Raw genomic sequence first — 11401 nt, forward strand, 5'->3', positions numbered from 1 at the left:
TACCCGAACGGTCCGCAGCGCAGCGCGTTGGCGAGGGCGTTCGGGTGTGCGCGGGTGGTCTATAACGATGCCCTTAGGGCTCGGGAGACCGCCCGTGCTGCGGGGCTGCCGTTCGTGACCTCTGCCGAGTTGTCGAAGCAGGTCACGGCAGCGAAGCAGACCGAAGCGCGGGCCTGGCTTGCCGAGGTGTCAGCCGTAGTTCTGCAACAGTCGCTCCGGGATCTGGACACCGCCTACCGGAACTTCTTCGACAGCCTCAAGGGCAAGCGTCCGCGTATGGGTGCACCCCGCTTCAAGTCCCGCAAGGACAACCGGCATACGGTTCGCTTCACCGCCAACGCCCGGTGGAAGATCACGCCCGGCGGTGACCTGTCGTTGCCGAAGATCGGAGATGTCCGGGTCAAGTGGTCCCGCGCTCTGCCGTCTGTGCCGTCCACGGTGACCGTGGTCAAGGACGCCGCAGGCCGGTACTTCGCGAGCTTCATCGTGGAGACCGGTACGGACGAGACGCTGCCCGAAGTGGCACCCGTGGTAGGCATCGACCTGGGGCTGACGCACTTCGCGATCCTCTCCGACGGCACGAAGATCGACAGTCCGCGCTTCCTGCGCCGGGCCGAGAAGAAGTTGAAGAAGGCGCAGCGGGATCTGTCGCGCAAGGCCAAGGGGTCAGCGAACCGGACGAAGGCCCGTATCAAGGTCGCCCGCGCTCATGCCCGGACGGCCGATGCGCGGCGCGAGTTCCACCACCAGCTTTCCACAAAGATCATCCGCGAGAACCAAGCGGTGGCAGTGGAAAACCTGGCAGTCAAGGGGCTCGCCCGCACCCGGTTGGCGAAGTCCGTGCACGACGCCGGATGGTCGGCGTTCACCACGATGCTGGAGTACAAGGCCGCCCGGTACGGGCGACAGTTCCACCGCATCGGACGGTTCGAACCAACCTCTCAAGTCTGCTCGAACTGCGGAATCAAGGACGGCCCCAAACCCCTTGGCATCCGTGTGTGGACGTGCGGGGAATGCGGGACCGTCCTCGACAGAGACATCAACGCGGCCGTCAACATCGCCAAGGCCGCCGGACTGGCGGTGTCAGCCTGCGGAGCGCGGGTAAGACCGGGACTCGTCCCGGCACAGCGCGAAGAAACAGGAACCCACCGAGACGGTCAGCCGACCGTGGCAGGAATCCCCACCCATTAGGACGGGGAGCGGAAGTCAAGGCCCTCATCGAAGCCTCTCTGAAGTCCCTGGACGACCTGGGCCACATCTGGGAGGCGTACGGCGAGCACAGTTTCCTCCAGATCGTGGTGACGGACGGCGAGGAGAACGCCTCCGGCGGCGACAGACGGCACGACGGCGACATGGCCATCCTCGGCCCCTGGCTCGACAAGATCGCGGCGAAGATGGGTGCGCTTCCGGGCCACTGGACTTCCGCGATCCTCGTTCCGAACTCCCTGGCGAAGCGAACCGCCCAGAACTACGGCTTCCCGGCCGGAAACATCGCCATCTGGGATGCGGATTCCCAGGAGGGTGTCGAGGAGGCGATCGGTACCGTGCGCGCTGCCGCCACCAGCTTCCTCCGTGGCCGCGAGCAGGGCGTGCGCGGCACGAAGAACCTGTTCGCGGTCGGCCAGGACATATCGGTCGACGACGTGCGGGCGAACCTCGAAACCCGTCCCGGCCGACAAGTATCGACTCCTGAAGGTCGACACGGAGGTCGAGATTCGATCCTTCGTTGATTCGCATCCGGGCGTGACGTACGAACGCGGGTCGTGTTACTACCAGCTGGGCACCCGGGTTCAGGTTCAGCCCGACAAGGAAGTCATCGTGGTCGAGAAGGACACTGACCGCGCATACACGGGCGACGCGGCACGCAGTCTTCTGTTCGGCACGGGTATCCAGGGGACCGTCTCCGTGAAGGCGGGGCGTAATCCCAAGTTGGAGGTATACGTGCAGAGTCGTTCGGTGAACAGAAAGCTCAAGCCGAAGACGCGTCTGCTCATCATGCTCTGAAATTCACGAGAAGGGCGTAGAGCAAGTGGTCCAGGACCAGTTGCGAAAAGTCGGCCAGTCGTGGACCTCACCCGATGTCGGTTCCGCGAGCACATCGCGCACGGCCTGGCCGCCGTGCTGGCGGAGATCAAGGCAATCGCCGCGATCACCACGAGCGGCACCAAGCCCGTGAAGAGGAAGTTGACGGCCTGCGCCCACCCGGCGCGGCCAGGGTCGGGCCGGGTGCGCGGTCGGCCCGGGCCCGAGCGGCGGACCTTGATCTGCGCGAGGACCTGCTCGAGCTGGGTGCAGTCGTTGATATTGCCGCCCGTGAGGACGAAGCCGAGCGTGGGCCCCTTCGCCCCACCTGCGGTCGCCGGGGTGGGTGACGGTGCCTCAGGCGGTCATACGCACACCCTGGACAGCCGCGATACCCCCAGTTGCCCCGCTGCTCCACCCACTTGCCCATGTCATCACCGTCCATGCAGCACCGGGCTGAATTCCGGGCAGGCTGCCGTCGGGGTCGACCAGGTCGGCGAGCACCCGGTGGTGCAGCTGCCAGTTCAGCGGCCCCGGGCAGTCCCAGCCCGGGGGAAAACCCCCGGGCAGAGTGGGGGTGGCCATGAGTGACGTGGCTCTCGCCCGCTGGGATGGTACTGGGCATGAAGCCGACGATGAACCGCATGGCAACTCCGCCAACTCCGATGACGCGGACGACTCGGACCGTCCGCCTGATGTTCGCCGCCGCACCGGCGTGCTTTCTGGCCGGGTGGCTGCTGATGCGGCCGATCGGCAGGCAGGCGGAGCCGGGGGGCTGGTGGACGGCCGCGCACGCGGTCTGGCTGGCGGGGTTCTTGATGTTCGCGGCAATGAGCCTGCGCTTCGGCCGGCTGATCACCGGGGGTGACGCCGGACCGGCGGGACTGACGGCTGGGCGCAGGGCTGCGCTGCGGGCGAGTGTGGTGGTGGTCCTGCTCAGTTCGCTGGCGAACGTGGTGCAGTTGTTGCTGGATCTGATAGGCGGATTCCGCGCGGCGAACCGGGCGGAGTTGCAGGACATGTTCGCGGGGGTGAAGGACATTCCCGGTGCGGAACAGCTGATCTACGGTGTCGGGGCCCAGCTCGTCTTTGTCGGTCTGGTGGGGTTCGCCGTGCTGGCTGCGGTCGCGGGACGGGCCGGGGCGTGGACGGCGGCGCTGGTGACTGGAGGCACGGTGGTGTTGGCGGTCGCGATGGGCTTCGGACGCAATCACTGGCTGGTGCCGGTCGGTATGACCCTCCTGCTGGCCGGACTCGCCGTGCTGGGCGGACAGTTGGCGGGACGTTCGGGCGGGCCGCGGGAGTCCCGCCGGGCGCCTGCGGCGTGGTTGTCGCGGACACCGGCCGGCTGATTGCTGACTTGCCCTTGCCGCCCCTGAGGACGAAGCCGAGCGGGCGGCCGCGGCTGTCGCAGGCGAGGTGGATTTTAGTGGTCAGTCCGCCACGGGATCGTCCGAGGGCGTGAGTGTGTGCCGCTTCTGCGGGGGCAGCCCCTTTTTACGGGCGCCGGCCGCGTGCTGGTGAGCGCGGGCGATCGTGGAGTCCACCGACACCAGCCAGTCGATATCCCCGGCCGCATCTTTCTGGGCCTGGACCGTCTCCAGCATCCGTGCGAACGTACCATCCAGCGACCTGCGGAAACGCGTGTACAACGTCCGCCAGGACCCATACCTCTCGGGCACATCACGCCAGGCCGAACCGGTCCGCAGTTTCCATACGATCCCGTTCAGCACCAGCCGGTCGTCCCGCCGAGGCCGCCCCGTCTCCGTCCTCGGCAGCAGCCCCGACAACACATCCCACTCTTCGCCCTAGAGCTCATGCCGCCGCACCATGCATCACACGATGCCCCATCAACTCCCTTTGAAGACAGGCCCTAGGGCTGGGCGTCGTTGTCGCCGCCGAAGTCGGGTACGTCGGCGGACAGCAGGTGTTCGGCGCCGTGTTCGAGGGCCTTGGCCGTCTCGGTGGAGCGGGGGAGCATGGTCTTCTCGTAGGTGCGGATGGCGTCGTCGACGGTGGCGGCGTTCGCGAGGGCGAGGGCGAGTTCGCTGGCGTCGAGCATGGCGAGGTTGACGCCGACGCCGAGCGGGGGCATGAGGTGGGCGGCGTCGCCGAGCAGGGTCACCGTCGCGTTGTGTTCCCAGGTGTGCGGGACCGGGAGGGCGAGGATCGGGCGGTCGATGTAGGGGCCGTCGTTTTCGGTGATCATCTGGCGCAGGCGGGGCGACCAGTGGGCGTACTCGTGGCGTAGCACGGCGCGGATGCCGTCGGTGTCCTCGGCGGTCAGCCCGTTGGTGCTGATCCAGTCGACCGGGACTCGTTGGATGATGTAGACGCGGATGTGATTTCCGCTGTTGCGCTGGGCGAACAGGCCGCGCTCGCCGTCGGCTGCGTGGGCGCTGCCCGAACCGACCAGCTCGGCAATCTCGGGGTGTCGGTTCTCGACGTCGGAGAACCGTGCTTCCAGGAAGCTGACCCCGGTGTACTCGGGGACGGCGGGGGACACGGCCGGGCGTACCCGGGAGAAGGCCCCGTCGGCGCCGATGACCAGATCGGTCTCGATGCTCGTGCCGTCGGCGAAGTGCAATTGCCGCGGCCCACCGGCGGGTCCGCTGATCATGTCGAGGGCGCGGCCCCAGTGCACGGTTCCCGGCTGCACGGAGTCGAGCAGCAAGTTGCGCAGCTGGCCGCGGTCGATTTCCGGCTTGAAGAGCTCGTCGGGCGCCGGGACTTGATGGGACGTGATCGTGCCGGTCGGGTCCATCTGGCGCATTTCCTGCCCTTCGGGACGGGCGAGGGTGAAGAACTCGTCGAGCAGGCCGGCTTCGCGCAGGGCGATCTGGCCGTTGTCGGCGTGCAGGTCGAGGGTGCCGCCCTGGTTGCGGGCGTCGGGACCCGGGTCGCGGTCGTAGACGGTGACCGCGATGCCGCGCTGCTGGAGGATGCGGGCGCAGGTCAGTCCGCCGGGTCCGGCGCCGATGATGCTGATGCTGGCGTTGGCGGGTGCTGGGGAGTTCATGGTTGTTCCTTTCAGTCGGCGAAGAGGAGGCATCGGGCGAGCAGGTCGGGGCACTCCGGCGTCGACCTCGGTCATGGACGTGCCTCGCGGGTCTCCTTGATGAACAGGACGGCGACGGGCGGTGCGGTGCAGACGATGACCATGCCGGTAAGGATGTGCCGCTCAGGTGCTCGCAACCCCTATAAAATCAGAACAACACACAAAGTGCAACGACTCTACTTAGTGACGGGTTCGACTATCGGATACGCTCTAGCCATGACCGTGCCCCCCGTCAGCCGCCGCGACCGCAAGAAGGCGGCCACCCGGCAGGCAATCGCCGACGCCGCACTGCAGCTCTTTCTGGAGCGCGGCTACGATCAAGTAGGCATCCGCGACATCGCCGACGCCGCCGACGTATCGACCGCTACGGTGTTCAAGCACTTCAGCGGTAAGGAAGCGCTGGTATTCGACCAAGACGAGGACCGGGAGTCAGAACTGATCGCCGCGGTGCGGCAGCGACCCTCCGGTCAGAGCATCCTCGACGCCCTCCGGCAGCACGTCCTCGACACCTGGCCCTCGATCGAGGCACATCCTCAGGCAGCTGAGTTCACCAACCTGGTGGACTCCACGCCGGTGCTACGCGCGTACGCCGAACGCATGTGGACCCGGTACACCGACAGCCTCAGCGCAGCCATCGCCGACGAGATCGGCGTGGACCACGACGACCTCGCATGTGTGGCTCTTGCTCGATTCGTACTCGACATCCCGGTCCTCGCTCGCGGCCGGCAGGACCGCCGAGCCGCCGTCGAGGCAATCTTCGACATCCTCACACACGGCTGGGAACCGCCCAGCAATCCGCCCGCGCCGTAGCCCCCACCATGCGTTTCGGCCGCACCCGCCCCTCGGCCCGGCAACGAGAACTGACATCCCGTCATTCCCGAGCGGCGAGCACCTCATTCTGATCCCGTCCACGACCGCGGCCTCCTGCTGTGCGACGGGTGCGTCCAGGAAGATTGTTAGTCAACTTTCCTAACAGACTATTGACTTGGGCATGCAACCGGCTCGACGCTGCGTGGTGCTGCTGGACCCCTCGGGCAACGGAGGCACCATGAGCCGGCGTGCACTCATCGCGACACTCGCGACCATCTGTCTTTTACTGGCCTCCGCGTTCACCGGGCTGCTGAGCACCGCAGCCCCGGCGGCCGCGGCGCCGACGACCCAGCCCACCTTTCTGACCTTCTACGGCTGGTGGGACAACACTCCCCCGGGCGGCGACATCGCCTACCCGCAGATCCACAACACCGCGGGCGGCAAGGGCACGTACGCCGATCCGATCACCTTCGCGACGTCCACGGCCGAGCTCCCGGCCGGTACGAAGGTGTGGGTCCCGCGGGTGAAGAAGTACTTCATCATGGAGGACAGCTGCCAGGAATGCGGCGAGGACTGGAGCGGCCACGGGCCCAACGGCGGTCCCGGCCTGCGCCATATCGACCTGTGGCTCGGCGGCAAGGGCGGCAGCGCGATGGACGCGATCGACTGCGAGGACGCGCTCACGCACTACAACCCCGACGGCAAGCCGACGATGGAGCCCGTCGTCGTCAATCCCGGCGCCAACGAAGCGTACGACCCCACGCCGATCTTCAACACGAGTACGGGCGAGTGCTACGGCGGCGCCAAGCCGAACACCACCATCGGGCAGTACAAGAACGGCTCGTCGAGCCAGTGCCTGGAGGACCCGAACAACAGCGGGAGCCCCGGGACTCAGCTCAAGACTGCGGCCTGCAACGGCTCTGCCGCGCAGCGCTTCACCTTCCACGGCGCGTTCCTGATCATCAATGATCTGTGCGCGGCGATGTCCGGCGGCAAGGTGGTGCTCAACACCTGCACGGGCGGGCCGAGTCAGCAGTGGTCGATCAATCCGAGCGGCACGATCTCCGACATCCAGACCGGCCAGAAATGCGTCAGGGCCTCGGGTACCAGCGTCGTCGCGGGCAGCTGTTCGGGGGCGGCGAGCCAGTGGGCGTTCACTGCCGCCTCGACGGGCAATGACTTCTCGCTCGCGCTCAACCCGCCCTCGGGAACGGTGAGTCCGGGTGCGTCGACGACATCGACGGTGTCTGCCGCGGTGGTCTCGGGCACGGCCGAGCCGGTGACGCTGTCCGCGACGGGTGCGCCGTCCGGGGTCAGCGTGAGCTTCGATCCCCCGTCGGTCACACCCGGCTCGACGTCGACGATGACGGTGACCGCGGCGGCCGGGGCCGCGGGCGGATCCTCGACGGTCACGGTGACGGGAACCTCCGCTTCGGCCGCGCACTCGGCCACCTACACCCTGACCGTGACGGGTTCCGGCGGCACTCCGGTTCTGCTGTCGCAGGGCAAGACGGCGACGGCGTCCTCGATCGAATCGTCCTCGTACCCGGCGAGCGCGGCCTTCGACGGCAATCTCACCGGCAGCCGCTGGTCCAGCAAGGAGGGCGCCGCCCCGCAGTGGCTGCGCGTCGATCTGGGCGCCACGTCGAACATCAGCGGCGTCAAGCTGTCATGGGAGGCGGCGTACGGCAAGGCGTACACCATCCAGACGTCCACCGACGGCACTGCCTGGACAACGATCTACTCCACGACCACCGGCAACGGCGGCACGGACGAGCTGACGGGACTGACCGGCACGGGGCGCTACGTACGGATGAACGGCACCGCGCGGGGCACCTCATACGGCTACTCGCTGTATGAGATGCAGGTGTACGGGTCGCCGGCCGCCGCGGCTCTGGGCGACCCCAATCCCTGGGACGACCCCAACCTGGTGTCGATGTTCGACGGCAAGTCGCTGGACGGCTGGACGGCTTCTAAGGCGGGTGGCTGGACAGTAAAGGACGGCACGATCCACGGCACGGGGAAGGCGGGCCGCGGCTGGATCTACTACAACAAGCAGCAGGCGGGCAGTTTCCGGTGGATCTTCAACGTCCGCCAGGTCTCCGGGAACCATGCCCCGACCGTGCTCATGTGGGGAACGACCGAGCCGATCCGCGACGCGCTCAGCGCCATACAGTTCCAGCCGCCCAACGGCGGGCACTGGGACTACCGGCCGGGTCACAACAACGGCGGCGGTGATCTCTTCAAGAAGTTCCCGCACGACAAGATCGACGTCAAGAAGTGGAGCCAGTGCGAGCTGCTCGCCAATGCCGATACGGGCAAGGCGCGGATGGCCTGCTGCCCGCTGAAGGGCTCGGACGTGAAGTGCAAGGCGGTCGAGATCCTCGACTTCTTCGACCGTACGGCCGCGCGGGTGGGGCCGCTGGCCATACAGGTGCACAACGGCGGGATCCAGGACGAGTACCGGAGTCTGTTCATGGAGACGCCGGTGGCCGACCCGGACACGATGATCACGATGAATTGACGGCCCCGGCCCGACGAAGTCGAGTGTGTGCGCCACCGCTGAGCCGCATACGGAGTTCAGTTGCGGCTCAGCGCCCGGTGCACCCCCGCCACCACCGCCGTCGCGGGGGTCACTTCTACGAGCTCACTGATGGGCTTCGGGCTGGGACGCCAGCGAGGCAGTCACCACAACCTGCTCCGCGCATTCGGCCGCTCGCAACGCATCCCCCACAACCTCGACCAGCCACACTGCGACATCCACCGACCACTCTGGCGCACGACACGCGAATCGCATCACGCCACGCTCACGGCCCTTGTTGTAGCCATGCTCGCCATCCACGTCCGCCATGCCCGACACATCGAGCAGCCCAGCGGCAACTTCGACTCCCGCGATGTCACCCAGTCGCTCACTGACAGCGCGGCACACAGCCATCTCTTTTCCTGACGCTGTGGGTCCAGCAGCGACGGTGAGGCTCACGGAAAACGACTTGGACGGGTCGGCGAGAGCGAACCAATTCCGCATCGCCTCCAGGTCGTCGGAGGCATCACCGACAAGCTCCTGCAGCGGGAGGACAGCATGCAGCCCGGTGAACCGGACGCGCCCGATCCGATTCACGGCGTCCGAAAGGATGCGCGCCACGTGAAGGACCGGGAGACGCGGCTCACGGACATCGACCGGGATCTCCGCCGACATCCACGCCAGCTCCCGGACCTTCCCGTCCTGCGTCCAGTCCCCGCCGGCCAGGGAATCCGCCCAGCGCCCCGGGTCTTGGACGATTCGAGCCTCGCCCCAACCCTCGTACTTGTAGGTCCATCCGCCGGTGGAATACCAGCCGTAGGCTTCCGACCTGCGCATGGCAAGGTCGTACAGCTCACTTCCGGTGTCCCCGCACGTGATGTGCGCGGCCCACGGATACCGGTCGAGTACCCCGTGCAAGGCAACGAGCGTCTCGTAATACACGCGGGGGCCTTTCTGTACTCGACCGGTACCCAAGCACGGCCGGATGCTAGATGCCGCAGTACAGCGTCTGCGTCTTGGTGACGAGCTTCGAGTCACCGTCCGGGTAGCCGACGATGTCTGCGTCGACCACCGTGCGGAAGTCGTTCTTCGCGATCAGGTTGGTGCACTTCCAGTTGGCGACCGCCCTCTTGTTGCTTCCTCCGCCCGGCGGAACGGTCTTGACCCCCTTGTTGAGATTCTTCCACCCGGAGCCGCTCTTGACCTGCAGCCAGATGGTGATCTTGGCTTGCGTCGCCGGACCGTCGATCTTCTTCCACCAGCCGTGAGCGTTGACCGTGTTCCTCACAGTGTGTGAGAAGTGAGCGTAATCCCCCTTGGTCACGAAGCCATGGAGGTCCCGCGTGCCGATCGCCTGGTAGCTGCTTGCAGGTTCGCTGCGATCGTCGGCATGTGCCGGTACCGTCGAAGCAGCGGCCAGCAGTACGGCGAGCACGGTCGATGCTCTGCCGATACGTATATTCACGAAAGTTCCCCTCGTTTGGTCGCGTTGGCGCGCGCCGCGAAGAACACAACCACACCACCCGCACTTCGCACAATTGTGTTGATCACAAGCTGACAGGGCAGCTCGGCCTCTCACAACTGCTGTCAGAAGGAGGTGAATTGGGCCTGGTGGCCGTGCTCGTGCGACGAGTTGGGTTGCCTGGCGTGTGGGGACATCTCCGTGAATCGTGTGGCTCAGTAGCATCCCTTCTCGCGCAGCGAGTGAAGGTGCTCGCTGGACTTCCGGGCGAACGCGAACGACTCGACCGGGTTGTCGTGTTCGGTCTGCCAGTGGTGCTCGCGGTAGCCGCCCTGGGTCTTGTTCACCGACGAGATGAAGCGCTTGTAGTCGATGTCGCCGTCCCCGACGTCCACCATCCGGTAACCGTCGCGGGCGGCTTCGTCATGGACGCCGTCCTTGACGTGGAAGAGCGGGTAGCGGTGGGGCTGCTTCAGCACATAGCGCAGCGGGTCGAAGGGCGCGGGTGTGCCGTCGACACGCTTACTGAAGCGGAACTGCCCCACGTACGCCCAGTAGATGTCCATCTCCAAATGGACCAGCTCGGGGTCGGTCTCGGCGAGCAGTACGTCGTAGAGGCGGACGTTCGGCTGGTCGGTGGCGAACGAGAACTCCTCGGCGTGGTTGTGCTGGTAGAACTTCATGCCGCGCGCGCGGGCCGCAGCTCCGTAGGTGTTGAACTCCTCGGCCGCCCGCTTCCAGGCGTCGACGGTCGCGCCGTAGCGGAAGGGTCCCGAGGCGGTGCCGATGTGCGGGAGGCCGAGCGCCTGGGCATCGTCGAGGACCTGGTTCAGGTTCTGCGCGAAGGTGTAGGCGTTCGGGTCGCTGGAGTAATAGCCGACGTGGCTGCCGATGCCGCGCAGTCCGTGGTCGCGGGCGAGCTGCTTCAACTGGGCGAGAGTGATGGGGCCCGCGGAGCCCTGGGTGTACCCGGCGAACTCGATCTCGTCGTAGCCGTAGCGCTCCAGCTCGGCGAAAACCTTCGCAAAGCCGAGCGTGGAGACCTTGTCGCGCAGGGAGTAGAGCTGGGTGCCGAGACGGCCGGGGGGAAGGACGGGGCGGCCTCGGCCGGAGGCGGCGGCCTGGGCTGTCGTCGGGGCGGCGGCGGCCGGGCTCGCGGCCGCGCCCATGAGGGCGGCGGCAGTAGCACCGGCGGCGACGCCGAGCATGCCGCGTCTGCTGAGCTTGTGGGCGAGTTCGGGGTCGACGGTCTTGCTGGAGCGGCTCATGTGGATAACTCCTGGTTGTCAGTGCCTGGTTGTCAGTCGCGTCTGCTTCAGTTGAGACCAGCGAGTTGAAGCAGCAGAGACTTCACATCGGTGGCCGCGACGCGGCCGTTTACAGCGTGGGGGGTGGAGCAGAGGATGAGCGGTCCTTCGTCGTTGCTCGCGGGAAGGCGGCCGTGGCTGCCGCGAATGGGTGAGGGATCGAGCGGCACGACTGCGAGGCGGTAGCGCATGCCGAGCTTCTTGCGTGCGATCGCCTTGGC

The 11401-nt window shown here is 66.8% G+C and carries 8 protein-coding genes and 7 pseudogenes; 7 read left to right on the plus strand and 8 right to left on the minus strand.

Annotation, left to right across the window (positions count from 1 at the left end):
• Positions 1 to 1191, plus strand: a 1191-nt coding sequence (locus tag ABZS64_RS38350) for an RNA-guided endonuclease TnpB family protein (protein ID WP_355839712.1), incomplete at its 5' end; no start/stop codon positions are given.
• A 20-nt stretch (positions 1192 to 1211) separates the two neighbouring features.
• A pseudogene (locus ABZS64_RS38355) lies at positions 1212 to 2004 on the plus strand (VWA domain-containing protein); the annotation flags it as partial.
• A 212-nt stretch (positions 2005 to 2216) separates the two neighbouring features.
• Here ABZS64_RS38355 and ABZS64_RS38360 read toward each other — a convergent pair.
• Together ABZS64_RS38360 and ABZS64_RS38365 are read right to left on the minus strand one after the other, a co-directional pair.
• Positions 2217 to 2342 (minus strand): annotated as a pseudogene (locus ABZS64_RS38360) (IS5/IS1182 family transposase); the annotation flags it as partial.
• 37 nt (positions 2343 to 2379) lie between these two features.
• Positions 2380 to 2607, minus strand: coding sequence for a hypothetical protein (locus ABZS64_RS38365; RefSeq protein ID WP_355839714.1), 228 nt, complete (start codon positions 2605 to 2607; stop codon positions 2380 to 2382).
• 59 nt (positions 2608 to 2666) lie between these two features.
• Here ABZS64_RS38365 and ABZS64_RS38370 point away from each other — a divergent pair, with 59 nt between their 5' ends.
• Positions 2667 to 3374, plus strand: coding sequence for a hypothetical protein (locus tag ABZS64_RS38370; RefSeq protein WP_355839716.1), 708 nt, complete (start codon positions 2667 to 2669; stop codon positions 3372 to 3374).
• A 25-nt stretch (positions 3375 to 3399) separates the two neighbouring features.
• Here ABZS64_RS38370 and ABZS64_RS38375 read toward each other — a convergent pair.
• Positions 3400 to 3815, minus strand: a pseudogene (locus tag ABZS64_RS38375) (IS5 family transposase); the annotation flags it as partial.
• An 80-nt stretch (positions 3816 to 3895) separates the two neighbouring features.
• Positions 3896 to 5041: an NAD(P)/FAD-dependent oxidoreductase gene (locus ABZS64_RS38380; protein WP_355839718.1), complete on the minus strand. Its 1146-nt coding sequence runs from the start codon at positions 5039 to 5041 to the stop codon at positions 3896 to 3898.
• A gap of 255 nt (positions 5042 to 5296) precedes the next feature.
• Between ABZS64_RS38380 and ABZS64_RS38385 the strand changes: the two genes are divergently transcribed.
• From ABZS64_RS38385 to ABZS64_RS38400, 4 genes and pseudogenes are all read left to right on the plus strand, one after another.
• Entirely contained in the window at positions 5297 to 5890 is a 594-nt protein-coding gene (locus ABZS64_RS38385) for a TetR/AcrR family transcriptional regulator (RefSeq protein ID WP_355839720.1), read from the plus strand.
• Between the two features lie 712 nt (positions 5891 to 6602).
• Positions 6603 to 7025: pseudogene (locus ABZS64_RS38390) on the plus strand (ricin-type beta-trefoil lectin domain protein); the annotation flags it as partial.
• Positions 7026 to 7253: 228 nt separating this feature from the next.
• Positions 7254 to 7769, plus strand: a pseudogene (locus tag ABZS64_RS38395) (discoidin domain-containing protein); the annotation flags it as partial.
• Positions 7770 to 7832: 63 nt separating this feature from the next.
• Positions 7833 to 8414 (plus strand): annotated as a pseudogene (locus tag ABZS64_RS38400) (family 16 glycoside hydrolase); the annotation flags it as partial.
• Positions 8415 to 8537: 123 nt separating this feature from the next.
• Here the strand turns inward: ABZS64_RS38400 and ABZS64_RS38405 are convergent.
• The 4 genes and pseudogenes from ABZS64_RS38405 to ABZS64_RS38420 all read right to left on the minus strand — a co-directional run.
• A complete protein-coding gene (locus tag ABZS64_RS38405) occupies positions 8538 to 9353 on the minus strand; it encodes a hypothetical protein (RefSeq protein ID WP_355839722.1) in 816 nt (271 codons plus the stop codon).
• 46 nt (positions 9354 to 9399) lie between these two features.
• Entirely contained in the window at positions 9400 to 9876 is a 477-nt protein-coding gene (locus ABZS64_RS38410; protein WP_355839724.1) for a hypothetical protein, read from the minus strand.
• A gap of 212 nt (positions 9877 to 10088) precedes the next feature.
• Positions 10089 to 11141 carry a sugar phosphate isomerase/epimerase gene (locus ABZS64_RS38415; RefSeq protein WP_355839726.1) on the minus strand — a complete coding sequence of 351 codons (1053 nt, stop codon included), beginning with the start codon at positions 11139 to 11141 and terminating at the stop codon, positions 10089 to 10091.
• 47 nt (positions 11142 to 11188) lie between these two features.
• Positions 11189 to 11401: pseudogene (locus tag ABZS64_RS38420) on the minus strand (alkaline phosphatase family protein); the annotation flags it as partial.

The organism is Streptomyces sp. NPDC005408 (genome assembly GCF_040606445.1).
Lineage (GTDB): Bacteria > Actinomycetota > Actinomycetes > Streptomycetales > Streptomycetaceae > Streptomyces.